The sequence below is a fragment of the Rhodospira trueperi genome (assembly GCF_900101965.1).
Taxonomy (GTDB): domain Bacteria; phylum Pseudomonadota; class Alphaproteobacteria; order Rhodospirillales; family Rhodospirillaceae; genus Rhodospira; species Rhodospira trueperi.
Genome location: NZ_FNAP01000003.1, coordinates 140,443 through 166,425 on the forward strand (window position 1 = coordinate 140,443; position 25,983 = coordinate 166,425).

Genomic DNA, 25,983 nt, shown 5'->3' on the forward strand with positions numbered 1-25,983 from the left:
AGCAAGGGATCCGCCAAGGTGTCGAGCTATTGCGAGGAGTGGCGCCCCCAAAGGGGCGGATCGGTCCGCAAGGCGAGATGCGTCGGGCCGATTCTGACCCTTTGGCTCTTGCGGGCGGTCAAAAGGGGTGGCAACGAGTCATTCGGCGTACCGATGTCGAGAAGATAGGCCGTCGTTGCCCGGCCCCAGAGCGACGGCATCGGCGGCCCTATCGCGTTCAAGGCGATGTCGCATCGGTCGTTTTGGCGGCGTGGCACCGACCCATGCGCGCACACCTCAGCCAGGCGGCGATCGTTTCCGCATCGAAATTGCCCGACCGTTCCATAGCCAACCACAGAATAAATCCGCGTCGCGATTAATCATTTCTTTTCCGACAACGTCATGCGAGTGCCCATAATTGGTTTGAGTCGAAGCTCGGCACAGCAGTAGTATAATCCCAGGTCCGTTTCCGCTCGCGTACCCTTCCACCCGGCAACAACCTCAGACCCAAGACAATGCCACAGTATGCAGTCGAGGACCTGATCTACCAAGGCCACCTGTTCCGGTATCTGCGGGCGTTTGATCACGAGCGTGGACAACGCGTCATCGTCAAGGCGATGAACGCCGACGATCTCCCGGAAGCGACCTACCAAGCCTGTCACAAGGCGTTGGAGCGGGAATTCCAGGTTCTCTCGCTGGGGGATGGGGACCGCATCCTGCGGCCGAACGCGCTTGGCCTGTTCAATGGGGCCAGGGCCATCGTGTTCGACGATCAACCGGGCCGGGTGCTGTCAGAGGCCCTGAGGGAGGCTCCGATTCCCTGGACGCGGGTCCTGTCCTGGGCCGTGGACATCGCCGACGCCCTTCAGGATCTGCATGGCGCCTGGATCGTCCATCGCAACGTCAATCCGACGAGCTTCCTGTGGTCCGCTGAAACGGACAATGTGCACCTCATGGATGCGGCGGTGGCGGTGAGACGCGACCCCGGTCTGCCCTATTCCGCCGAGTCGGAGGACTTGGTGGGGGTGTTGTCCTACATCTCGCCGGAACAGACGGGGCGAACCGGCTCTCCCATCGATCACCGCAGCGATCTGTATTCCCTGGGCGTGATGCTGTTTGAAGGCCTGACCGGGGAGGTTCCGTTTCGGTCCCAAGAACCGTTGGAGGTGGTTCATGCTCACCTGACCCGACCGCCCCCCGATGTGTCCGACCTCGACCCACGGGTCCCCGGACCGGTGGCCGCCGTGGTCGGCCGGCTGTTGGCCAAGGACCCCCACGACCGCTACCAGAGCGCGTTCGGCTTGCGAGCCGACCTGGAGGCTCTGCTGGCCCAAGCGCGCACGGACGAGCCGCTTGAGACCGTGCGCCTACACGCCGCGGACCCTCCGAGCGACCTGCGTCCGCCGGCGCGGGCCCACGGCCGAAACCAGGAGATCGCGACGCTGCGGATCGCCCACGACCGCGCCCGCCTGGGTGGGTTCGAGGTGGTGTTGATCGCCGGCGAATCCGGCAGCGGCAAGACCCGGCTGGTCCGCGAATTGGAAGTCGCTTTGGACGGATCGACCGACCGATTCGTGTCCGCCAAGCTGGATCCGTCCGCCAGTTCCGTGCCGTACCTGCCCATCCGCGAGACCCTGGGGCAGTTGGTCTCCGACATGCTGGCCCAGGACAAAGAGGCGGTCGCGGCGTTCCGTGACAGCCTGCCTCGGCGCCTGGACGAAAACGCGGCGCTGGCGGCGGAACTGGTTCCCGGCCTCGCGACCCTATTGCCCCCCGCGACCAAGGCCCAGCAAGTCCCGACTCACGAGGCCCAGGCCCGCGCTTTCCTCATTGTTCGTGAGCTCCTCCAGGCCTTTACCGCCCACGGTCGGGCGCTGGTGCTGTTCTTCGATGACCTGCAGTGGGCCGACGTCGTCTCGTTGCAGACCCTGGCCGCCCTCGGCCGCGACGACGAGTTGCATCATCTGCTGATCGTCGGCACGTACCGGGACAACGAGGTTCAGGCCGGCCATCCGTTGCGAGACGCCATGGCCGATCTCGAACAAGCCCCGGTCGGGCTGTCCACCGTCCATCTCTCCCGGCTGGGGAGAGGGTCCGTCACCGACCTGGTGGCCGAATGCCTGCGCCGACCGGTCGAGGATGTCGCGGACCTGGCCCGTGTCTGTTTCGACAAGACCCTGGGCAATCCGTTCTTCCTGACCCAGTTCCTTCAAACCCTGATCCGAGGCGGCCGCCTGGCCTTCGATCATCGGCGGGGCCGATGGGACTGGTCTCCCGGTTGCGTCGAGCGAATGGCCGCCGCCGAGAACGTGGCCGACCTGATGGTCGAACGGCTGCACTCCCTGCCGGAGGCGACCAAGCGGGTCTTGGTCATGAACGCCTGCGCCGATGCCGGCGTCGGCCTGAAGACCCTGGCCGCGCTGAGCGATCAGTCGCTGACCCAAACCGTGCGGGCGATGGCCCACGCCATGGACGCCGGACTGGTGGAGCCCACCGGGCGGCACGCCGGGATCGGGGCGACGGGTCGCCCTTCGGTGGAGCATCCCGATGCCTCTTACCGGTTCGTCCACGACCGGATCCAGGAAGCCGCGCTCGCCCTGCTTGACCGCGACGAGCGCACGGCCGCGCACCTGCGGATCGGGCGCACTCTGCGCGACACCCTGTCAGACCTCGCCATCGACGATCACGTCTTTCAACTGATGTATCACTTCCAGTGGGCGCGGGCCCTGCTGGACGACCCGTCGGAGCGCCTGGAGGTAGCCGGTCTGGCCCTGCTCGCCAGCCGGAAGGCCGCCACCACCGGCGGCTTCGGGCCAATGCTGGAGTATGCGCGATTGGGCTTGGCGCTGTTGCCAGAGGCCCCCTGGGACGTTGCCTACACCCTGACCCTTGGCCTGCATGAGCAAGCCGTGGCCGGGGCCTATATCACCCACCAAACCGACGTTCTGGACGCTATCATTCAGGCGGTACTGGATCACGCCGCCACGCCGTTGGACAAAACCCTGGTGGTCCAATACCAGATCCTCAGGGCCAACGCCGATGGCGCCATGGCTGAATCCATCGATATCGGCCTCGCGTTCCTGGAAGAGCTGGGGGTGTCATTCCCGCGCCACCCGACTGGCGAGGACATCGGCGCCGGCCTTGGGCGGGTTCAGGCGGTGATGGCGGATCGCTCCATCGAGGATCTGGCCTCGCTGCCCGAGATGACCGACCCCACGGCGCATCGGTTCATGCGCATCTGCAACGCCATGGCTGGCCCGACGTTCAACTCGGAGCCGACCTTGTTCCTGTGCATGGTGTTCAAGCAGGTCGAATGGTTCGTCAGGCACGGCAACAGCGCCGACGCGGTGGCCGGCTATTCCACCTATGCCATGGCCTTGTGCGTGGTGGCCCGCCAGTATGAGCAGGGACAGGCCTTCGGTGAGTTGGCGTTCAAACTGGCTGATCGCTTCAAGGCCGGACACGTCAAGGGCCGGCTGTATCTGAACGTCTATCTGTTCGTGCATCACTGGCGCCACCACCTGACCGAAACCCTGGCACCCTTGATGGAGGGGTATCGTCAGGCGTACAGCCATGGCGACGTGTTGTATGCGTCACTGAACTCGCACGTTTACTGCCATCATACGTTGTGGGTCGGCACGCGGCTGGCCGAGGTCGAAGCCACCATGGCCGAACGCCTCGCGGTGATCGAAGACGATTGCGGGCATCATGAAATCGGGCGCTGGACCCGCCTATTCCAGCAGACCGTCCGCGGTCTGCGCGCGGGCTCGGCCGATCCGGTCGCGCTTGAGGGCGAGATCTTCGACGAGCGGGTCAGCGCGCCGGGTCCTGACGAGCCCGACAAGACCTTTGTGCTGCTGTATCACCTGTGCAAGCTGATCCTGGCGGTCACGTTCGAGGACAAGGCGCGCATTCCCGATCACGTGGAGACGGGCCGACAGTTTCTCGCGGCCTGCAACGGCATCGTCATCGTGCCGGTGTTCCAGTTCTTCGGGTTCATGGGACGGGTGATGATGCTGCGCGACGCCGACGCGCCGCCCACGCCGGATCAACGCCGCGAGATCCGCGCCGCCATGGACGCCCAGGTCGAGGACATGCGCCAGTGGGCGGAACACGGGCCGATGAATTTCGCCCACAAGCATGCCGCCATGGCCGGGCTCCTGGCCTGGCTGGACGGAGACCGCAACGGCGCATTGGACCTGCTCGACGCCGCGATCGATGGGGCCAAGCGGCACGGCTACCTCTGGGATCAGGCCGTGATCCAGGAGTGGCTGGGGCGCGTTTGCCTGGAAGAGGGCCGCCTCCAGGTTGGCGCCATGGCTCTTCGCGACGCGACCCGCGCCTATGCATCGTGGGGGGCGGGGGCCAAGGTCGCGCACATGAAGGCGAGGCACGGCCCCCTGTTGACCATCGACGGGGGCATCGGGCCGGGCGGCGAGCGCGCCGGCGAGGTCGAGCCCCGGGAGTCCATCACCCACCTGGACCTGGACCTGGGCGCCGTATTGAAGGCATCCCAGGCCATCGGCGCCGAAATCGTGCTCAGCCGGCTGCTGGACCGCATGATGCAGACCGTTCTCGAAAACGCCGGGGCGGATCGGGGCATGCTGCTGCGGACCGAAGCCGGCAGCGACATCACGCTGTGGGCCGAGAAGAAAGCCGGCGAACCAACCCGGGTGCGTCCCGATGCCGATGGTCCGGTGACCGAGGGGCTGCTGCCCCTGGCCCTGGTCAACCGCGTGAGGGCCACCCGCGAGACCGTGATCGTGCCGGCGCGCGCGCCCGAAGGGCGGGCCGGTTTCGACGTTCCGCTGGAACGCCACCACATCCGCTCCGCCCTGTGCCTGCCGATCCGCGCCCGGGACGAGGTGGTTGTCCTGCTGTACCTGGAGAACCGGGTCACGCCGAACGCGTTCACCGAGCAGCGGGTGGCCGTCCTCGACATGCTCGCCGGTCAGATCGCGGTGTCGCTGGAAAACGCCCGTCTTTACGAAAAGCTTGAGGCGCGGGTGGCGGAACGAACCAGGGAACTGCAGGAGAAAATGTCGGAACTGTCCGAGGCGTACGAGTCTGTCACCAAGATTCAGATCGAACTGGAAGCCCAGGCCGTCGAACTCCGCCGCGCCAACGACATCACCGAGGAAGCCAACCGCGAGTTGCTGGAAAAGAACGCCATCATCCAGCGCATGGCCTCCACCGACGCCCTGACCGGCCTGTGCAATCGGCGCTTCTTCGACGAAACCCTCGTCAAGGAACTGGAACGGGCCAAGCGCTACGACAAGGCGCTGAGCATGGCAATCGTCGACATCGATCATTTCAAGCGGTTCAACGACCGCTATGGGCATGCCTGCGGCGACCGGGTGCTCGAAACGGTGGCGCGGGTGTTGACGGCGCGGGTGCGCTCCGCCGATACCGTGGCGCGCTGGGGCGGCGAGGAATTCTGTATCCTGATGCCCGAGACCGACCTGGACGGCGCCCGCACGCTGATGGAAGACATCCGCGCGGCCATCGCGGCCACCCGCCTGCCGGATGTCGGCGAAGCCTTGACCGCCAGCGCCGGCGTGGCCGCGCTGGACCCGGCCGACCCCCCGGCCTCGCTGTTCCAAAGGGCGGACGAAGCCCTGTATGCAGCCAAGGAACACGGCCGCAATCAGGTTCGGTCGCACCAGCGGGGCCGGGTGGTGTGACCGCGCCGACGCGGCGGAGCCGCGCGCCCCGAAGGGGCGCTACAGCGAGACAAACGAACGGCTCAGAATCAACGCCGCCCCAAAGTGCCCCAGAGCCGGACGAGTCAATTCTATCGTCGGCCGGAATCAGACCGGAAGCCGATCCGGCGGACCAGGGACAAGGCCGCCCGGCGATCGGATTAACGCGCCCGGATGCTGCCCGTTCCGGGCCGGCGCGGGAGGCGTGTGGGTGCCGCCGCTTGCCACCCGGCCGTTGCTCCAAACCCATCCGGGTGGCAGACTGAGCGGCGTTACCCGCCCGTTTCTCGATAGCGCCGAGTATCATATGCCGTCTTCCGAAGCCTCACGGCCCCGCCAGTACCTCGGCGTGATGGTGTCGAGTACCTTCACCGACCTTGAAGAGCACCGCGCCAAGGCGATCCAGGCGATTGAAGGGCGTCGCCTCTATCCGGTCGCCATGGAGGTTCAGGGCGCCACCGCCAGCCCGAATGACGTGCTGACGGAGTCCCTGCGGATGATCGATGACGCCGCCGCCTACATCGGCGTCATCAGCCACAAATACGGCCAGATTCCGCCCGACCCCGAGCGCAATCCGGATGACCTGTCCATCACGGAGCTGGAGTTCAACCGCGCGCTGGACCTGAATCGGCCCATCCTGCTGTTCATCATGGGAGAGAAGCACCGGGTCGAGCCGGCCAATGTTGAGTTGGACGGCGAGAAGCGGCGCAAACTTGAGGCCTTCAGGGAACGCGCCAAGCAGATGGGACACGGATCCCGGCTTCATCGTGTCTACGTCGTTTTCAACAGCCTGGAAGAGTTTGGGGAGAAGGTCGGACCCGCCATTGGCAACCTTGCCTCTGATCTGGAACCCCGTGCCGCCGCCCCGGACCCCGTCGCCCTCGCCAGTGCCTCGCCCAGAGCGCCGCACCCGCCCGCGTTCCACGCGGTGCCGGACTACATCGGCTCTCATCGGTTCCTCGGGCGTGAACAGGAACTGCGGGCTCTCGACGCCTGGGCCGGCGCCATGGACGCTGACGCGCCGCCGCTGATGCTGATCGAGGCCATCGGCGGCAGCGGCAAGAGCATCCTGACGTGGCACTGGGTGGGGCAGCGCGCGGTGACGGTGCGCGATGATTGGGCCGGCCGCTTCTGGTATTCGTTTTATGAACGCGGCGCGACCCTGGTGGATTTCTGCCGCCATGCGGTGGCTTACATGACCGGCGTGGATCCGGACACGCTGCGCAAGACCCCGGCGCCGGATCTGGCCGACCGGCTGATGACGGAACTACACGCGCGGCCGTTGTTGCTGGTGCTGGACGGCCTGGAGCGGGTCCTGGTCGCCTACAATCGATCGGACGCCCCTCACCTGCGCGACGAGGACGTGGAGACCCCCGCCGACCCCATCGCCAACCGGGATCCGTGCGACGCCATTCGCCCCCAGGACGACGACCTGTTGCGCCGATTGACGGCGGCGGCGCCGTCCCGCGTGCTGGTGTCGTCGCGTCTGACGCCACGAGCCCTTCTGAACCCAGCGCATCAACCCTTGCCGGGCGTGGACCGCGTTCTCCTCCAGGGTCTGAGCCCGGAGGACGCCGAGGCCCTGTTGCGCACCTGCGGGGTCTCGGGCAGCGGCGCAAAGATGCAGCGCTATCTGAAAGAAAACTGCGGCAATCACCCCCTGGTCATCGGGGTGCTGGCGGGCCTGATCAACGAGCATCTGTCGGCACCCGGCAACTTCGATGCCTGGGCGGAGGACCCCCAGGGCGGCAAGACCCTGAACCTTGGATCGCTCGACCTGAAACAGCGCCGCAATCACATTCTGGAAAGCGGCCTTCGCGCCTTGCCGGACGAGGGCCGGACCCTGTTGGGGGCGATGTCCCTTTTGTCCACGGCCATTGAGTATGAAACCCTGACCGCCATCGACCCCGGTCGACCAGGGGAACCCATCGACCCTGAAAACGAAAAATTTTGGCGCACCGCGAATCGTAAGAATAAGCGAGCTGCGAAAGCGGCCTATCAACGCGCCCTCACCGCGTGGCAGAAGTCGGATGCGGTGCGCGCTGCGCCCGCCCGTCTGAAAGAAAAGGTCGGCACGCTGAAGCGACGCGGATTTCTGCAGCACGATCCCCACACCAACCGCTATGACCTGCATCCCGTGGTGCGGGGCGTCGTGGCCGGGCGCCTGGACGAAGACGAAACACGAACCCTCGGCCAACACGTGGTCGATCATTTCAACAGCCGCCCCAAGCCCGCCTTCGAGAACGCGGAGACCCTGGCGGATCTGGCTGACGCCATCGAAATGGTCCGCGTGCTGTGCCGCATGGGCCGGCTGAAGGAAGCGGCCAATATATTCCAAGGTGACCTCAGTACCGCAATGAGCTGGAACCTTGGCGCGGAGGCCGAGATCCTGGGCCTGCTGGCGCCCTTTTTCCCGCGTGGGTGGGATGGGCATCCCGAGGAACTGGACGACATGGTGGCGGCCTCCCTCACAAATGATGCGTCCATTGCCCTCTCTGAATTGGGATTGCACTGTGAGGCCTTGCATCAACAAGGGAACGCCCTGGAGATCGCCCTTCGGCACGGCGACGCCGTCAACGTCCGGGTCTGTCTCAATAACCTAGTTCTCAGGTATCAGGCGGTGAATGACATGCGCCGCGCCTGGGCCTGTGCCCGGCGGAACTATCATCTGGTCGGGGCCGTGGGTCCGGACAGTCTTTTTATGTCTATGCTCGCCCTCGCCGAATTTCTGCTGGGATTGGGCCGCCCCCGGGACGCGGCGTCATGGTTGGCTCGGCTGCGGGCCCTGCGACCACCGACGGATCGTGCGCTGTACCGTCCCGGGAGCCTTGAAGGGCTAGAAGCCTGGAGCCGGTTTCTGGCGGGGACGCTGACTGAAGACGACCTCTCCCGCGCGGAGGTGGCGGCACGGGCCGGGCGCCACTGGGAGGCTCGCCAAAGTTTGCTGGTTTTTCGGGGTCGCTGGGCCCTGGACCGGGGCGCTTTCACGGACGCGGCCGAGGCATTCGACGGCGCCCTTCGGATGATCCGTGAGGTCGGCCGGACGGACCCGGGCTTGGAGGCCTGTCTTGCCCTGGCCAATCTGCGATGCGGCGACCGCGCCGGCGCCCTGGACAGGGCCGAACGCCTGACAGGCGTGCGGGACCGGGACGCGCTGGACGTGGCCCATCTGTGGCACGCGCTCAACCGACCCGAAGAGGCCGTCATTGAGGCGCGCCGTGCCCACACCTGGGCCGTCGCCGACGGCGACCCGTTCGTCCGCCGCTGGCACCTGGAGCGGGCGGAGGCCCTGTTGCGGGCGCTGGGCGAAACGCCGCCGCCGGTGCCCGCGTGCGATCCGGCGCAAGACTACACGCTGCCCTTGCAGGACGAGATCGACGCCTTCATCCGCGAGACCCGCGTCGCAAAGGGCCAGCCCGAGACCATCCCGGAGGCCCAGCAGCTTCTCTGGCCCGGCCCTGACCCGGGCGCCGAAATCCCGGACGCATAGGGATCTCATCCCCCCTACCGCCGCCCAAACAACCGCTCGATATCCGCCAGCCGCAGTTCCACATACGTCGGGCGGCCGTGGTTGCACTGGCCGGAATGCGGCGTGGCCTCCATCTGGCGCAGCAGGGCGTTCATCTCGGCCTCGTTCAACCGCCGGCCCGCCCGCACCGAGCCGTGGCAGGCCATGGTGCCGCAAACATCGGCCATGCGGTCCTTGAGCGCCAGGGTCTGGCCCCATTCGGCCAGTTCGTCGGCGAGGTCGCGGACTAGCCCGGCGGCGTTGACCTGCCCCAGCAGCGCGGGGACCTCACGCACCACCACGGCGCCGGGGCCGAAGCCCTCGACCACCAAGCCCAGGTCGGCCAGTTCGTCGGCTCGGGCGACCAGCCGGGAAGCGGCGCCCTCGTCCAGGTCCACCACCTCGGGCAGCAGCAGGCCCTGCCGCGCGATGCCGCCGTTGGCCAGCGCGTCCTTCATGCGTTCGTAGACGAGGCGTTCGTGGGCGGCGTGCTGATCGACGATCACCAGCCCGTCGACGGTCTCGGCGACGATATACGTGGCATGCAGTTGCGCCCGCGCCCGGCCCAGTGGGGCGTCGGGCGCGTCGGTTTCCGCGTCCGGCATCGCCTGGGCCACTGGGGCGGGCGCCTCGGCGAACCCGGCGTCGGGTGGGGGAGCCTGCCACGCCCGTGCCGTCTCCAGCGTGTCGGACGCCGGCCGCAGGCCGCCGCGCCACGCGCCGCCGCCCAGCGCCAGACGCGGCGCCGGCCGCTCCTCCCTGCCCTCCGGCCGCGCGTGCCCCAGCACGCCCGCCGCGACCGTTGTACTCGCCCGATGCCCGGCCCCGGCCAAAGCATGCCTGATCCCGGAAACGATCAGCCCGCGCACCAGGGCGGCGTCGCGGAAGCGCACCTCGGTCTTGGCGGGATGCACGTTCACGTCCACGGCGGCCGGGTCGAGGTCCAGATACAGCGCCACCACGGGATGCCGGTCGCGCGCCAGAAAATCCTGATAGGCGCCCCGGATCGCCCCGTGCAGCAGGCGGTCGCGCACCGGGCGGCCGTTGACGAACAGGAACTGGTCCTGGGCCGTGGCCTTGTGGAAGGTGGGCAGCCCGGCATGGCCGGTCAGGCGCGCACCCTCGCGGTCCACGTCCACGGTCACGCAGTTGGCGGCGAAGTCGCGGCCCAGCACGGCGCCCAGCCGCTCTCGCCGGGCGGCGTGGGGGTCGTCCAACAGCCCGCCGGTCAGCGCCGGCGCCTTCAGCAGCCCCCGCGTGCCGTCCGACAGGGAAAACGCCACCTCCGGGTGGGCCATGGCCAGCCGCTTCAGGATGTCGGCGGCGTGGTTTTGTTCGGTGCGGTCGGCCTTGAGGAACTTCAGGCGGGCGGGCGTGGCGTGGAACAGGTCGCACACCTCCACCCGCGTGCCCGGCGGGTGCGCGGCCGGTTCCACCGCGCCCACGGCACCGGACTCCACGGCGATGCGCCACGCCTGATCGGCGCCCGGCGGGCGGCTGGTGATCGCCAGCCGCGCCACCGAGCCGATGGACGGCAGCGCCTCGCCCCGGAAGCCCAGGGTGCGGATGTCGGTCAGGTCGCTGTCGGCGGTCAGCTTGCTGGTGCAGTGGCGCTCCACCGCCAGCGCGAGGTCGTCCGGGGTCATGCCCCGGCCGTCGTCCACCACCGCGATCAACGCCTTGCCACCGCGCGACAGGGTGACGTCCACGCGGGACGCCCCGGCATCGATGGCGTTCTCCACCAGTTCCTTGACCGCACTGGCCGGCCGCTCCACCACCTCGCCGGCGGCGATGCGGTTGACCAGGGTTTCGGGAAGCGCCCGGATCACGCCCGTCACGAGTCCCGCATCTCCTTGTAGGCGTTGATGAGGCCGTTGGTGGAGGCGTCATGGCCCGAGACCGGCCCGTCGCCCGCCAGTTCGGGCAGGATGGCCTTGGCCAGTTGCTTGCCCAATTCGACGCCCCACTGGTCGAAGCTGTTCACACCCCACACCGCGCCCTGGACGAACACCTTGTGCTCGTACAGCGCCACCAGCTTGCCCAGCACGCGCGGGTCGATCCGCTTGACCAGGATGGAGTTGGTCGGCCGGTCGCCCGGGAACACCTTGTGCGGCAACAGGGCGGCGATCTCGTCGGCGGACTTGCCCGACGCCTCCAGTTCGGCGCGGGCCTCGTCCTCCGTCTTGCCCTTCATCAGCGCCTCGGTCTGGGCGAAGAAGTTCGACAGCAGGATCGGATGGTGGTCGCCCATCGGGTTGTGGCTGACGGCCGGGGCGATGAAGTCGCAGGGGATCAGCCGCGTGCCCTGATGGATGAGCTGATAGAAGCTGTGCTGGCCGTTGGTGCCGGGCTCGCCGAAGATCACCGGGCCGGTGTCATAGGTCACCGATGCGCCATCCAGGGTGACGCGCTTGCCGTTGCTCTCCATGTCCACCTGCTGGAAATGCGCGGCAAAGCGGTGCAGGTACTGGTCATAGGGCAGCAGGGCGTGCGCCGCCGCGCCGTGGAAGTTGGTGTACCACACCCCCAGCAGGGCCAGGATGACCGGCATGTTCTCGCCCAGGGGGGCGGTGCGGAAGTGCTCGTCCATGGCGTGGGCGCCGTCGAGCAGATCGACGAACCGGTCGAAGCCGATGGTAATGGCAACGGGAAGCCCAATCGCCGACCACAGTGAATAGCGCCCGCCGACCCAGTCCCAGAAGGCGAACATATTGGCGGTGTCGATGCCGAACGCCTCGACGGCGGCCGCGTTGGTGGACAGCGCCGCGAAGTGCTGGGCCACCGCGCCCTCGCCCAGGGCCGCCGTCAGCCAGCGCCGCGCGGTGTGAGCGTTGGTCAGGGTCTCCTGGGTGGTGAAGGTCTTGGAGGCGACCAGGAACAGCGTGGTCTCCGGGTTCAGGCCGCGCAGGGTCTCGGCCATGTGGGTGCCGTCGACGTTGGAGACGAAATGCGGCCGGATGCGGTCGTGCCAGTAGGGCTTCAGCGCCTCGGCCACCATGACCGGCCCCAGGTCGGAGCCGCCGATGCCGATGTTGACGACGTCGGTGACCGGCTTGCCGGTGGCGCCCGTCCAGGTGCCGTCGCGCACGGCCGCGCAGAAGTCGCGCATCTGGTCGAGCACCCGGTTGACCTCCGGCATGACGTCGGCGCCGTCCACCAGGATGGCCCGGTTGGACCGGTTGCGCAGGGCGACGTGCAGCACCGCCCGGCCTTCGGTGGTATTGATGGCCTGGCCGGTGAACATGGCGTCGCGCTTGGCCTCCACCCCGGTCTCGGCGGCGAGGTCGAGCAGCAGGCGCACCGTCTCCTCGGTGATGCGGTTCTTGGAATAGTCCAGCAGCACCTCGCCCAGGCGCAGCGAGAACCGCGCGTGCCGATCCGGATCGGCGGCGAACATCTCCCGCATAGTCGTGCCGGCGAGGGCGTCGCGATGGGCGGCCAGCGCGGCCCAGGCCGGGGAGTCGGTGAGGGAAGCGGCGGACGGAGCAGCGGATTTGCGCGCGCGCGGCATGGGACCTCCAGGCGGCGAGAGGGATCGGGATCGGGAGCGGATGTTGTCGGGATCGGGTGAGCCGGCAATCATCCTAACGCCGTTGATGCCGCGTGGGAACCGTGTGGCCTTGGTATCGGGCGTCGCGCCCCCTTTCGCGGGGCAGCCGTCGCTCCCAAATCCCGACCATCCATGGCGAGCACCGGGAAAGGCCGCGGCCGCTCCGGCGGTGGTGCTGCCTGTCCCGCCAATGATCGGCTGATGCAGGAGAAGCAAAGAGACGCTCATGACCGACACGACGACAGAGAACCACCAGACCGCCGGCGGGGCTGCGCCGGACCCGAACGGCGCGGCGCTGGACGCCGCCCGCGACCGGTTGCAGCGCCTGCATGACCTGTACGCCTTCGGCCACCTGACGGTCGACTTCCTGGCCGGGCTGACCTTCACCGTGGGCAGCGTGCTGTTCTTCTGGCCCCGGACCGAGGTCCCGGCCATCTGGTTGTTCGTGGTCGGCAGCGTTCTGTTCACGGCCAAGCCGTCGGTGCGGCTGGCGCACATGCTGCATGATGGCCACACCCGGCGCTCCCTGGAGCGGGCGTTGTCGGAGGAGGCGCGGGTCGCGTTGACGGCGTTCACCCCCCGGGGCCGGACGCTGAGGATTTAGGGGCGGGCGGCGATGCGTCTCGCTGGTGCCTTCATTCCGTCACACAGAAAAACCGGAGATCGCCTCTCATTTCTGGTATGTTTTGCTCGATCCTGCGGCCTCGTCCGGCCCCCGCGCCCGCATCGTGTCGTCGGAGAGCCGGGTGGGGCGCGAGAGGGATGGGTCGACAATCAGCGAAGCCGGTGTCATGGGGCCCGCCAAGGGCTGAACAGCCGGCAGGAGGGGAAAATCTCATGGGTCGTGGACTGGGTTGGACCGTCGCCGCGCTGGTCGCGGTGGGTATCACGGGGGGAGTCGCGGGGGTCGCGTCGGCCACCGACATCACCGAATGCACGACGCGGAGCAAGAAGCCGACCTTCGTCTGGCACGAGTCCGAAGCGTCGATCTTCTACTACGTCGGTCCCGGCGGCAGCTTCCAGCCCATGGACTCGGCGCGGGAGGCCCAGGAGATCTGCACCGCGCGGGGCGTGCGCCAGCGGCTGCGCGGCCGCGACTGCGCCACGGTGGATTGGGACTATTTCGCCTGCGGCTGCAACGTCTCGCCGCCCATCAACCGCACCTGCGACCGGTTCCAGCGCTTCCTGGGCGTACTGACGCGGTAGGGGGGCGGGGTGAGCGGCCGGGGCCGGAACGCCGTGGCGCGCGTGACGCCGGCGGCATGACGTCATCCCGAGGACGCGGAGCGGCCGAGGGATCCCCCGCATGGGCATGCCGCCGGGACGCAGGCTCGATCCGGATGGAGATCCCTCGCGTCCTTCGGACGTTTCGGGATGACGCGACGCCCGCAGGACGACGCTAGACCGGTTCTTCGTCGTCGCCGTCGAGGGCGCGCAGGCGGGCGGCAACGCGGTCGCGGGCGGCGAAGCACTTTTCGAAGTAGTAGCCCGTGTGTTCCGGATCGTAGACCCGCAGGGCGGCGCGGTACGCGTCCACCGCCTCGGCCAGCAGGGCCGCGCCCGCCGGCCCGGGAGTGCGCCCGCCCTGGTTCTGCAACGCGGTGGCCAGGTTGTTCTGGGTCCCGGCCCAGTCCAGCGGATGGTCGGCCTCGGTGTAAACCCGCAGGGCGGCCCGGTACGCGTCCACGGCCTCGGCCAGCAGCGCCGCGCCGTCCGGTCCGGCGGTGCGCTCACCCTGGTTGCTCAACGCGACGCCCAGGTTGGTCTGGGTCATGGCCCAGTCCAGCGGATGGTCGGCCTCGGAATACACCCGCAGGGCGGCGTGGTAGGCATCGACAGCCTCGGCCAGCAGGGCCGCGCCCGCCGGCCCGGGGGTGCGCCCACCCTGGTTGCTGAACGCGACGCCCAGATTGGTCTGGGTCGTGGCCCAGTCCAGCGGATGGTCGGCCTCGGTGTACACCCGCAGGGCGGCGCGGTACGCGTCCACGGCGTCGGCCAGCAGCGCCGCGCCGTCCGGACATGGCATACGTTCACCCTGGACACTCAGCGCGTTGCCCAGGTTGTTCTGGGTCGCGGCCCAGTTCAGCGGATGGTCGGCCTCGGAATACACCCGCAGGGCGGCGCGGTACGCGTCCACGGCCTCGGCCAGCAGCGCCGCGCCCGCCGGCCCGGGGGTGCGCTCGCCCTGGTTCCGCAACGCGTTGCCCAGGTTGTTCTGGGTCGTGGCCCAGTCCAACGGATGGCCGGCCTCGGAATACACTCGCAGGGCGGCCCGATACGCCTCCACGGCCTCGGCCAGCAGCGCCGCGCCGTCCGGTCCGGCGGTGCGCCCACCTTGCTCTTGCAGCGCAAGGCCAAGCCAGACTTGCGTCCGAGCCCAGGGCGAGGCGTGCCTTGCTTCGGTCCAGTGCGACAACGTTTCCCGCGCCAGAGTCGCCGCGCCAGCAAGGCCGGCGCCACCAAACCGCAACCCATGGTCGCGCAGGGGCTGCAAGAACGTGTCTCGCGCCCGCGCCCCCTCGTCGGGGTCGAAGGGATCGAGCATCCGGGCGGCGGCCTGGAAATGGGCCAGGGCGGCGTCGGCATCCCCGGCCAGCAGCTTGGTTTGGGCGCGGGTGGCGCGAATCTGCACCTGCTGGCGCACCTCACGCAAGGTGCGCTCCTCCTGCTGTATCGCCTCGGCGTCGGCGAGCCGGGCGTCGGCCTCGTCGAAGGCGCCCCGGTCGATGGCGTCCTGCGCCGCCGCGACGATGTTTTGCACCCGCTCGTCGGCCTCGGTCAGGGCGGCAAGGCGCTCCCGCAGGCCCTTGTACTCCGCCACCTTGGCGGTCAGGAAGGTTTCCAGGTCGGCGAGGCCGGCCTTCGGATTCTCGGCCTCGAACCCCGTGGCCAGTTTCTCCAGCAACTCGCGGGCTTCGCCGGTGCCGCCGCGCGCGACCAGATCGGCGAGCATGGCCTCCATGCGCCGGGTCCGCTCGTCGAGGACCCCGATCCCGCGCGCCATCTCCAGTATCAGGGCCGGTTCCAGGGCGTCGTAGAATCGCCGGTTCTGCCATGCCGCCGCCAGCCCGGCGGTGATGACGGCGCGGGCGAAGGCATAGGGCAGGGTCTTGGCTTTTTCCGGGCCGAACAGATCCGGGCGCTCTTTGCCCAGGGCCTCCATGACCGCCGCCGTGGCGGCCTCGGCGAAGCCCTCGGGCGAGACGGCCGCCTTGGCCAGCCGTTGGCGGTCCAGCACACAGCCCTTCAGGGCCTCGGCCAGGGCGCTGTCGGCGGCGGTCAGATCCGCCCTCAAGGCCCAGTCGTCGCCCTCGGCCGCCACGAAGGCGGCGTACCCCTCCAGCACGGCCTTGCGCTGGGCCGTCAGCACCCGTGCGGTCTCCGGCCCGAAGCGGTCCTTGCGCCCCAGCACGCCGCCGATCAGGCCGCCAGCCGCCGCCGCCGTCGTTTCCAGGGCGCCCGGGGCAAGACCCAATGTCCCTGTGGAGGCCGCCACGGCCACGGCCGCGCCACCCACGCACAGCGCGGCGACATTCCCCAGGTTGTCGGTCAGCGTGCCCACCGTGATCCCCCTCGCGCGGCCCACCTTCCCGCATTAGCCCGAGACGCCCGCGGCGGTCAACCGATGATGCAGTGTGTGGGCGGGTGCGGGCTTCTCGCCCGCCGCCCCCCAACAAACCCTTTTCTCCGGCCGGCCGGGGCGGACTATGGTGGGCGATCCGCGCCCCCCGGACAGGAATCCGCCAATCGATGCCCCAATCCCCGGACGATCCGAACCCCGCCGCCCTGACCGCCACCCTGATCGCCGAGGTGCTGAAGGCGCGCGAGCGGGTGTACCGCGTCGGCCAGCCGACGCCGCTGGAGAGCCTGCCGCTCAGCCCCCACTTCGAGACCTGGATCAAGCGCGAGGACCTGTCGCCCATCAACGCCTACAAGTGGCGCGGCGCTCAGAACTGCACCACCCGCATGGTGGAGGAAGCGGGCGCGAGGGGCGTGGTCGCGGCCTCCGCCGGCAATCACGCCCAGGGCGTGGCGCTGAGCGCGCGGCGGCTGGGCGTGCCGGCCTGCATCTTCATGCCGCGCTCCACCCCGGAGATGAAGCAGAAGGCCGTGCGTCTGCACGGCGGCCCGGACGTGGAGGTCCAGCTTGTCGGCGACACCTACAACGAGGCCGCCGAAGCCGCCCACGCCCACGCCGAACGGCACGGCATGGTGTTCATCCATGCCTTCGATGACCTCTATACCATCGCCGGGCAGGCCACCATCGCCGACGAGATGATCCTGTCCGGCAAGGGGCCGTTCGACCTCGTGTTCGTGCAGATCGGCGGCGGCGGTCTGGCGGCCGGGGTCGGCACTTGGCTGAAGCTGCACTATCCGCACGCCCGCATCATCGGCGTCGAGGGAGTCGATCAGGCCAGCATGAAGGCCTCGCTGGCGGCCGGCCAGCCGGTCACCCTGCCCGACGTGGACCGCTTTTGCGACGGCACCGCCGTCACCCGGCCCGGCGACCTGACCTTCGCGCTGTGCCGGGACGCGCTGGACGGGGTGGTCACCGTCACCAACGACGAGGTCTGCGCCGCCATCCAGACGCTGTGGGAGCTGCGCCGCGTCATCCCGGAGCCGTCCGGCGCCATGGGGCTGGCCGGGCTGGTGCGGTTCGCCGAGGACCACCCGGACGAGATCGCGGGCCGGCGCGTCGCCGTCATCCTGTGCGGCGCCAACATGGACTTCGGCAAGCTGACGCTGATCGCCGGCGGGGCGGCGGTGGGCGCCCACACCCGCCGCTACTTCCGCTTCCGCATCGGGGAGGAGCGAGGCGGCCTGCTGCGCCTGCTCGACCACGTGCCGGACGTGAGCATCGCCGCCTTCCTGTACGGCAAGACCGACGAGACCCAAGCGTGGCCGGTGCTGGCGTTTCAGGGCACGCCGCAGGAGATCGACCACCTGCACGAGCAGTTGGCCGCGCACGGCCTGTCGTTCGAGGACGTCACCGGCCACGCCGATATCCGCTACGGCGTCATTCCCTACGTCGCCGATCTGTTCCGGGATCCGCTTCTGCTGCGGGTTCACTTCCCGGAGCGGGCCGGCGCGCTGCGGGATTTCCTGCGCCAGGCCTCCGACGTCGCCAGCATCTGCTATTTCAACTACCGCTACACCGGCGAGACCATCGGGCGGGCGTTGATGGGCTTCGAGTTCGCGCGGCCGGACGACCGCGCCCGGTTCGAGGGGATCATTGCCGACCCCGGCAGTGTCGTGACCTGCCGTCCGGTGGAGGACGAGGCCGTCGGCCGCATGCTGGGGGCGGGATAGAGGCTTACCCCTCTTGCTGCCGTGCTCTCAACCGCTGCCGAGGATTGACCGCCCGCAGGCGCGTGCGCAGCGTGGCGTCCGAGACGTGGGTGTAGATCTCGGTGGTCGAGATGCTGGCGTGCCCGAGAAGCTTCTGCACCAGGCGGATATCGACCCCACCGTCGAGCAGTTCGGTCGCCGCCGTGTGGCGCAGCATGTGCGGCGTGATCCGCCGCGACAGGTTCAGAGTCTCGACATGCCGGTGCAACAGGCGGCGGATGTGGTTGGGATCCGCCGCCACTCCGCGCGGGGTCAGCAGCAGCGCGTCAAGGCCCGGCACCGCCGGACGGCGCGTGTGGACATAGGCGCGGACCTGCGCGGTGATGGTGTCGTCCACCAGGAACACGTGGCGTTCGCGGTTGCCCTTGCCCTTGATGGCGATGGTCCCGGCCTCCAGGTCGATGTCCGGCAGCCGGATGGCGCACAACTCACCCACCCGAATGCCGGTGGTGAACAGAAGTTCCAGGGCCAATGACAATGTCGCCATGGCCTGTCCGTCCGCGTCGTCCGGCGCCGGGGGGGACCGGTGCGGCGGGGCGTCGAGCAGCGCGCTCACCTCCTCCCGCTTGAGGTTGCGGGGCAGGCGGCGCGGCAACGGCACCGGCAGGCGCAGCCGGTGGAACGGGTTGGTCTCCAGGCGCTCCTCATCCTCCAGCCAGCGGCACAGCACCTTCATGCAGGCCAGCCGGCGCTTGATGGTGGCGGCGGCGTAGCCCTCGGCGCGCATCGCGGCGACCCAGTCCAGCACGGCGTCGCGGCCGAACACGGGCTCCGGTTGTGCCGCCCGCGCCCAGCGGGAAAACGCGGTCAGGTCCTGACGGTAGGCCCGCACGGTATGGTCGGACAAACCGCGGTTGTGGGCCGAGGCCAGAAAGTCCTCGACGATAAGACTCAAGTCCATGGGAAAGCACGCGAAGGTCAATATCAAGAAGGGGCGTCATTTAATTGTATACAATGATGTCGCGAGTCCCAATAGCAAAAGTGCCACAGGTCATTATTGCAACTATTTTATAGTGCCGCCGCGAGGTGTCATCGAATGAGTCGGGAGCTTCGGTACCGGGGCCATCGTGGCGCGCGGCAACCGTTCCCTGAAGGCTGACGACGGCGTGCCGTTTTCGGCGCCGCGTCCCGTCCGACGCGGGCGTGTCAGCCCTCCGTCCGCTCAAGATTGAGCGCCAGCAGGCGGGCCAGGGCGTCGTCCTCGCCGATCTCCGCCGGCCAGCCATAGGCGGCGGCGACGGCGGCGTCGAGGTCGGCGTGCGCATCCGCCAGCCAGGCCGGCCGTTCGTTGTACAGCGCCGTCAGGGTGCGCTTTTTCAGCAGGGCGCCGGCCCTGTCGTCGCGGGGCACGAGGCGATCGGGGAAGCCCGGCGCGACCTCCGGCACCGCCTCGACAAGGTCGGGAGGGTTGAGCCACGCGCGGCGAACCTCGTCCAGCCGCCGCGCCGCCGCCGCGATGGCCTGGGCGCGTGGATCGGCGGCATACTCGGCGGCCGGGATGTCCGGCGTCAGGCCCTCCGGGAACGGGAAGGTCTCGAAGGTCGTTCCGATCGTGTACCGCGAGTCGTTCCCGACGCCATGCCAGGATCCAACTCCCAACGACCAGACCTCGTGCCACCTGCTGCATAAAATGCCAAACGCAGTATCGTCATCCCGCGCAACAACCTGGAGTTTATGGTCCGGCAAGGTCGGGAAGCTCAACCAAGCGAAAACTCTATGGCGCGCAACTTCCGGCGTAACAATAAAGCGCTGAAGGTCCTTGAGCTTTTTGTGCATCCCGGGCCTGGGCTCAACATGCCGCCACCAATATGTCCGGTAGTGCTCCCGCCTGTTGGTGGCGCGGATCGGCTTGACCGTCTCCAGGACGTGCTGGAACGGCGCCTCGTACAGCGCCGCCTCGCGCTCCGACATCTCCCAGCCGAAATCGATGATCCACTTGTCGGCCGGCCGGCGGGTGATGTCCATGCCGTTGACCCACGGGCGCAGCACGTCGGCGTTGGGCCGCCCGTTCGGGTTCAGCGGCAGCGCCAGCCAGTCCCGCGCCAGCGCGCCCGGAACGTCGAAGGCGCCGCCCTTGGTGTCGCCCATGAAGGCGACATGGCGGTTTTGCGCCAGCCGGCGCGCCCGGGTCAGGTCCAGGTCGCCGGCGGTCAGGTTGGTGTGGACGCGCGTCACGTCGCGGTTGTCGAGGCGGATGTGCCCGTTGGGCGGGCTCTCGGCGAAACAGACCAGCGCCACGCGCACCGCCGCGCCCTCGATCACCCACGGCTCGTCGTCCCAGGCCTCGAAGATCACGCCGTCCTCGACGATGGGGTTCAGCACCCGGCGGCTGGCCCCGCCCCGGATCGAGTTCGTGGCCACCAGCCCGGCGCGGTCGAACCGCCCGGCGCGGATGCCCGCCCAGGCCTTGGCGAACCAGTAGCAGACCAGATCGGCCTCGGCGGGGACGCGGTCGCGGTACAGGTCGAACAGGCCGTCGACATAGGCGTCCCCGAGCACGTCGCGCAGGCGCTTGCCCCCCAGAAAGGGCGGGTTGCCGATGACCACGTCGGCCTCGGGCCAGACCGGTTCGGTGCCGGTCTCAAGGTCCAGGATCGCGTCCTGGGTGGCAATCGTGTCCAGCGGCTTCAGGATCGGGTCGCGGCCGAAGGCGTAGCCGGTGCGCAGCATCCACTGGATTTCGCCGATCCAGACGCTGACCCGCGCCAGTTCGGCGGCGAACGGGTTGATCTCGATGCCGCGCACGCACTCCGGCCCGACACCGGGCAGTTCGCGCTGGAGGCCCATGGCCTCGACATCCAGGCCGGCGCGGTGCTCCAGGTCCTTCAACGCCAGCAGCGCGAGATAGAGGAAGTTGCCCGACCCGCAGGCCGGATCCAGCACCCGGAAACCGCGCAGGCGGTCCAGGTGGGCGCGGTACAGGGCAGCGGCCGTGTTGCGCGCCTTGGTGCGCGCCGCCGCGCCGCGCGCGCGGTCGGCCTTGTCCAGGGCGGCGGCGATCTCGGCCTTGGTGGCCTCCCAGCGGGCGGCGAGCGGCTCGACGATGACCGGATCGACGATCAGCATGATCTTGTCGCGGTCGGTGTAATGGGCGCCGAGCTGGCTGCGCTTGTCGGGGTCGAGGCCGCGTTCGAACAGCGTGCCCATGACCGACGGGTCGATCTCCGCCCAGTCCAGGCGGGCCACCTCCAGGCACAGGAGAATGTCGTCGCGCTCCAGCGGCAGGGCGTCGTCATCGTCGAACAGGCCGCCGTTGAACCAGTCGACGGCCTCGAAACCGGCCACGCCGCCCGTCCGCATGGCGCCGAACAGTTCCCGCGCCATGGCCTCGAACGTGTGCGGGCGCTGGCGCCCGGAGTCCAGCAGTCGCTGGAACACCCGGTTGGGCAACAGGCCCACGTCCTCCGCGAACAGGCAGAACACCATGCGGTTGACGAAGTGCGCCACCCGCTGGGCGTCGTGGCCGCGTTCGCGCAGGCGCCGCGCCAGCGTGGCGAAGCGCTCCGCCGCCTGCTCGGTCAGGGCCTGGCGGGTCAGGCCGGGTTTCAGCACATCGGGGTTGGAGAACACCGCCTTGAGCCGCCGGCGCGGCTCCGCCTCCAGCAGGTCGGCGAGGTGGATGGTGTGAACCTCGGTGACCGTGTTGGTCCACGCCGTGTGGATGCGGATGGTCTGCATGTCGCTGACCACCAGCAGCGGCGGATTGCCCAGCGCGCCCGCGTATTGCTGAAGCTGCGCGAAAGCGGCGTCGAGGTCCTTGCCCGCCGTCTTGTATTCCCAGGCGAAATGCCCGGACTTCCAGACGTCGGCCCAGCCGTTGCCGCCGGTCGCCTTGGTGGCGCCCATCTCGAAGGCATAGGTCTCGCCGCTGGGGTCGGCCTCGGTCGGCGTCGGCTCGTCGAGCAGCCGGCACAGGTCGAGGAAATGGCTCTGCGCGACCGCCTTTTCGGTCTGCGCGCCCGTTACGACCGCCCATCGGGTCACGAAGTCTTCCGGCGTCATCCCTGGATCCCTGCTCGGCTTGCGGTGCCCATTGGAGCCAACGCGGCCGGCGCGGTCAATCGGGAAGCAGCGTTGGCGGTAGGCGCGCGGGACCCGCCGCGCGGCCTGGAGGACGGGCGCCGGACCCCATACAGTTTCGCGGCGGACGGTGGTAGGATTGGCGGGCCGTGACCAGGAAAGGGAATCGCCATGCGCCTGGAGACCGAACAGGAGGCCGATGGCCGCTGGATCGCCGAGATCCCGGACCTGCCCGGGGTCATGGCCTACGGCGAGACGCGGGCACGGGCCATCACGGCCGCCAAGGCACTGGCTTTGCGCGTGATGGCGGATCGGCTGGAACATGGGGAGGCGGTCATGGAGATCGATCCCTTGTTCGCGCAATCGGCATGACCGCTTGGCCGTCCAAATCCGCCCGCGCCGTATATGCCGCATTGTTGAGAAGCGGATGGCGCCTCAAACGTGGGGCGCGAGGGTCGCACCGAGTGCTGGAAAAAGACGGGTGGTCAGATTTCGTTTTCGCGTTTCATGATCGGGAAGAAATCGGTCCTCGCATGCTCGCCCGAATCGCGAAGCGGACTGGCCTAAAGCGAAACGACCTTTAGTCGGTTTAATGCTTATTCTTCTCTTTAAATCTTTTGAATCCACTCTTCATCCACAACAACGGCTTCAATAAATTCGACTCTTACGCCCAGCTTCAGCTCCTTCATCATTTTGCACAAATTATCACCGTCAATAAGTTCAAGTGGAGGAGCTCCGTCTCTCGCCGCTTCCTTTTTTGCTTCACTTGTAAAAGTTCCCGTAGTGATGAGAAGTCCTTTGTCGCTCCTGCCGATCATGGCGCCCCGAAAATCACGAACTTCCCTGGCCCCGACAGAGCCGGAATACCTCTTGCACTGAAACAGGACGTGGAAACTCAACAAATTCAAACGAAGAACACCGACGCCGTCAATTCCACCATCGCCAGAGCGACCAGTAACGTTGACGCGGACGAAACCAGATTCGCGGAGAAGCCTTTGAGCCAAGCGCTCAAAGGCTGCCGGTTCCATAGCCCTGATCGCCGATAAAAGGCTATCCTTCCAGGACTCTGCTTGATCGCTGCCCTCGATCTCATCTGGGCTGGCCGGAAGATCCAGTCGAGGATTATTGGGATCATGTGATTTACTATCGTTTTTGTTCTTATTATACTTTTGCCGCACACGGTTAGGGATGCTGCAAACATCACTTTCTTTCAAATGTTCGCCATATTCAGTTAGAGCCCAAACCCCGCGCGAGCTGTTCTCAAGTGCACCGACCTTTTTCAGATAAGTCTGAGCCCACGCTAAGTTGTATCCAACCTTTGTTCGACGTCCGTCGGTGTGCATGACCGACGCAACGTCATCAGAAATACCCGCGACATCAATCACACGGGCCAGGATCTCCTCGTTGGAGGCCGAGCCACCAATTTCTTTCACGGCTACAAGGGTGGGCCATAACAGCTGATCGAACGATGGGACATTGGAATCGGCTCCACGCTCCATGCCGCGTCCTTCCTTGGGGATGTCCTTCGAAATCGCTGGCATCGCCCCCCTACACCGCCTGACTGTGCCGTTTCTCGCCCACGTTCAGGTATTTGTCGAACTTGGCGCACACCGCCCGCACCAGCGGCCGGCCCAGGTCGGTGACGCGCAGCCGCCAGCCGTCGCGCACCACGACGCCGTCGCCCTCCAGATCGGCGAGTTGCGACAGCTCGGTCTCGAAGTCGGCGGGCGAGGCACCGTATTCCGCCGCCACCGTTTCCAGGTCCACGCCCATGTCGCACATCAGGCGTTCGATGATGGCGCGGCGCAGCTTGTCCTCGTGCTTGACCTCCAGCCCGCGCGTGATCGGCGGCGTGCCCGCGCGCACCGTGCGCTTGTAGGCGCCGATCTCGCCCTGGTTGCCAACGTACCCCTGCGGCAACGAGCCGATACCCGACGCGCCGAAGGCGATCAGGGCCGGCGCGGTATCCGTGGTGTAACCCTGGAAGTTGCGGTGCAGGGCCTTTTTGTTCAGGGCCAGCGCCAGTTCGTCGTCGGGTGCCGCGAAGTGATCCAGGCCCACCGTGACATAGCCGTTGTGCTCGAACCGCTTGGAGCCGTTGAGGTACTGGCTCCAGCGTTCGGGCACGCTGGGCAGCGCCTCTTCCGGGATCATCTTCATGTGCGTGCGCATCCACGGCACATGGGCATAGCCGAAATACGACACCCGGTGCGGCTTCAGCGCCAGCGCGCGGTCGATGGTCCGCTCGATGCTCTCGGTGGTCTGGTACGGCAGGCCGTACATCAGATCCATGTTGATGTCGGTGATGCCGTGCGTGCGCAGCCACTCGATGACCTGGGCCACCTTCTCATAAGGCTGGATGCGGTGAACCGCCTCCTGGACCTGCGCGTCGAAATCCTGCACGCCGATGCTGGCGCGGGTGACACCGACGGCGGCCATGGCCTTGACGTAATCCTCGGTGGCCGTGCGCGGGTCCATCTCCACCGCGATCTCGGCGCCGTCCAGCATGTCGAAGCGCGCGCGCAGGTGGGTGATCAGGCGCTGGAAGTCCTCGGCTTTCAGCACGGTCGGGCTGCCGCCGCCGAAGTGCATGAACTTGAAGCCCATCTTGGCGGGCAACAGGCCGGCGATCAGGTCGATCTCGGCCAGCACCGCCTCCAGGTAATCGGCGATGGGATCGTAGCGCTTGGCGATCTTGGTATGGCAGCCGCAGAACCAGCACATCTCCTCGCAATAGGCGACGTGGGTGTACAGCGACAGCGGCGTGGCCGGATCCAGTTCAGACAGCCAGCGCGCATAGGTCTCGGGCCCCACGTCGGGCGAGAAGTGCGGGGCGGTGGGATAGGAGGTATACCGGGGCAGCCGCAGATCGTACTTCGCGGCCAGGTCCTGAATCGTCATGATGTCTGTATCCGTCGGTTCCTGAAGGGCCGTCGTGTCCTGAAGGGCGCCACTCTAACCCGCGCGGGTCCGGAAAAAACCTATATTTTCCGTCCGGGCGGCCCGGTCAACAGGAACGCAACAGGAAACACCCGCCGCCATGCCCCGTTTCGCCGCCAACGTCTCCCTGCTGTTCACCGAAGTTCCCCTCGCCGAGCGCTTCGCGGCCGCCGCGCGCGCCGGGTTCAAGGGGGTGGAGTGCCAGTTCCCCTATCAGCTCTCCGCCGAACAGGCCGGCGACCTGGTGGCGGTCAACGACCTGTCGATGGTGCTGTTCAACGCTCCGCCCGGCGACTGGGCGGCCGGCGAACGCGGGCTGGCGGCGCTGCCCGGGCGCGACTCGGAGTTCCGCGACGGCGTCGACCTGGCGCTGGACTACGCCGAGTTCCTGGACTGCCCGCGCCTCCACGTCATGGCCGGCGTGGTGGCGGAGGAGGACTGGGAGCCGGCCCTGGACACCTATCTGGAGAACCTCGCCTGGGCCGCCGACCGGGCGCGCGAGCAGGGAGTGCGCATCCTGATCGAGCCCATCAACCCGGTGGACATGCCGGGTTATTTCCTGACCCGGCCGGAGGAGGCGATTCAGGTCATTGAGGACATCGACCACCCCAATCTGCGCCTGCAATACGACGTCTACCACGCCCAGATGGAACGGGGCGCGCTGACCGACACCCTGGAACGCGCGCTGGCCCACATTGACCACATCCAGATCGCCGGCGTGCCCGACCGCCACGAGCCCGACGCCCAGGGTGAGATCAACTGGCCCTATCTGTTCGACCTGCTGGACGCGCACGGCTACGGCGGCTGGATCGGGTGCGAATACCGTCCCCGCGCCGGCACCTTGCCCGGCCTGCGCTGGGCGCGGCCGTGGGGGATCGGGGGGTAGGGCGCAAGGGGCGCGACCCGAAATGGTGGCGCCCGGCGTCGAATCCTGT

At 67.9% G+C, this 25,983-nt stretch carries 15 protein-coding genes; 8 read left to right on the forward strand and 7 right to left on the reverse strand.

The window, feature by feature from the left end; all coding sequences use genetic code 11:
- Positions 1-494 precede the first annotated feature (494 nt).
- Together BLS85_RS05795 and BLS85_RS05800 are read left to right on the forward strand one after the other, a co-directional pair.
- The gene (locus BLS85_RS05795; RefSeq protein ID WP_092783605.1) at positions 495-5,663 is read left to right on the forward strand and encodes a diguanylate cyclase; all 5,169 of its coding nucleotides are present in this window, start codon (positions 495-497) and stop codon (positions 5,661-5,663) included.
- A 325-nt stretch (positions 5,664-5,988) separates the two neighbouring features.
- Entirely contained in the window at positions 5,989-9,171 is a 3,183-nt protein-coding gene (locus tag BLS85_RS05800) for a DUF4062 domain-containing protein (RefSeq protein WP_176793407.1), read from the forward strand.
- Between the two features lie 14 nt (positions 9,172-9,185).
- Here the strand turns inward: BLS85_RS05800 and mutL are convergent, their stop codons facing one another.
- Positions 9,186-11,018, reverse strand: coding sequence for a DNA mismatch repair endonuclease MutL (gene mutL / locus BLS85_RS05805; RefSeq protein WP_092784039.1), 1,833 nt, complete (start codon positions 11,016-11,018; stop codon positions 9,186-9,188).
- A gap of 5 nt (positions 11,019-11,023) precedes the next feature.
- Positions 11,024-12,700 (reverse strand): glucose-6-phosphate isomerase, encoded by a 1,677-nt coding sequence (pgi, locus tag BLS85_RS05810; protein ID WP_092783611.1) that lies wholly within the window; start codon positions 12,698-12,700, stop codon positions 11,024-11,026.
- A 265-nt stretch (positions 12,701-12,965) separates the two neighbouring features.
- Here pgi and BLS85_RS05815 point away from each other — a divergent pair, with 265 nt between their 5' ends.
- Positions 12,966-13,343 carry a YrhK family protein gene (locus BLS85_RS05815; RefSeq protein WP_092783613.1) on the forward strand — a complete coding sequence of 126 codons (378 nt, stop codon included), beginning with the start codon at positions 12,966-12,968 and terminating at the stop codon, positions 13,341-13,343.
- A gap of 233 nt (positions 13,344-13,576) precedes the next feature.
- The gene (locus BLS85_RS05820) at positions 13,577-13,945 is read left to right on the forward strand and encodes a hypothetical protein (protein ID WP_092783616.1); all 369 of its coding nucleotides are present in this window, start codon (positions 13,577-13,579) and stop codon (positions 13,943-13,945) included.
- A gap of 193 nt (positions 13,946-14,138) precedes the next feature.
- Here the strand turns inward: BLS85_RS05820 and BLS85_RS05825 are convergent, their stop codons facing one another.
- Positions 14,139-16,301: a tetratricopeptide repeat protein gene (locus BLS85_RS05825; RefSeq protein WP_092783619.1), complete on the reverse strand. Its 2,163-nt coding sequence runs from the start codon at positions 16,299-16,301 to the stop codon at positions 14,139-14,141.
- 188 nt (positions 16,302-16,489) lie between these two features.
- Between BLS85_RS05825 and BLS85_RS05830 the strand changes: the two genes are divergently transcribed.
- Entirely contained in the window at positions 16,490-18,049 is a 1,560-nt protein-coding gene (locus BLS85_RS05830) for a pyridoxal-phosphate dependent enzyme (RefSeq protein WP_092783622.1), read from the forward strand.
- A 4-nt stretch (positions 18,050-18,053) separates the two neighbouring features.
- Here BLS85_RS05830 and BLS85_RS05835 read toward each other — a convergent pair whose 3' ends face one another.
- Positions 18,054-18,989 carry a tyrosine-type recombinase/integrase gene (locus tag BLS85_RS05835; RefSeq protein ID WP_092783625.1) on the reverse strand — a complete coding sequence of 312 codons (936 nt, stop codon included), beginning with the start codon at positions 18,987-18,989 and terminating at the stop codon, positions 18,054-18,056.
- A 245-nt stretch (positions 18,990-19,234) separates the two neighbouring features.
- The gene (locus BLS85_RS05840) at positions 19,235-22,090 is read right to left on the reverse strand and encodes a class I SAM-dependent DNA methyltransferase (RefSeq protein WP_092783628.1); all 2,856 of its coding nucleotides are present in this window, start codon (positions 22,088-22,090) and stop codon (positions 19,235-19,237) included.
- 189 nt (positions 22,091-22,279) lie between these two features.
- Between BLS85_RS05840 and BLS85_RS05845 the strand changes: the two genes are divergently transcribed.
- Both BLS85_RS05845 and BLS85_RS19610 read left to right on the forward strand, forming a co-directional pair.
- The gene (locus tag BLS85_RS05845; RefSeq protein WP_218128311.1) at positions 22,280-22,480 is read left to right on the forward strand and encodes a type II toxin-antitoxin system HicB family antitoxin; all 201 of its coding nucleotides are present in this window, start codon (positions 22,280-22,282) and stop codon (positions 22,478-22,480) included.
- Positions 22,477-22,692, forward strand: coding sequence for a type II toxin-antitoxin system HicA family toxin (locus tag BLS85_RS19610; RefSeq protein WP_092783634.1), 216 nt, complete (start codon positions 22,477-22,479; stop codon positions 22,690-22,692). Before BLS85_RS05845 ends, BLS85_RS19610 begins: the two co-directional genes overlap by 4 nt.
- Before the next feature lie 24 nt (positions 22,693-22,716).
- Here the strand turns inward: BLS85_RS19610 and BLS85_RS05855 are convergent, their stop codons facing one another.
- Positions 22,717-23,607 (reverse strand): restriction endonuclease, encoded by an 891-nt coding sequence (locus BLS85_RS05855; protein ID WP_092783637.1) that lies wholly within the window; start codon positions 23,605-23,607, stop codon positions 22,717-22,719.
- 49 nt (positions 23,608-23,656) lie between these two features.
- Positions 23,657-25,009, reverse strand: a complete 1,353-nt coding sequence (gene hemN / locus BLS85_RS05860) for an oxygen-independent coproporphyrinogen III oxidase (RefSeq protein WP_092783640.1) — start codon at positions 25,007-25,009, stop codon at positions 23,657-23,659.
- Between the two features lie 139 nt (positions 25,010-25,148).
- Between hemN and otnI the strand changes: the two genes are divergently transcribed.
- On the forward strand, positions 25,149-25,934 hold the full coding sequence (otnI, locus tag BLS85_RS05865; protein WP_092783643.1) for a 2-oxo-tetronate isomerase: 786 nt from the start codon (positions 25,149-25,151) through the stop codon (positions 25,932-25,934).
- Positions 25,935-25,983 lie beyond the last annotated feature (49 nt).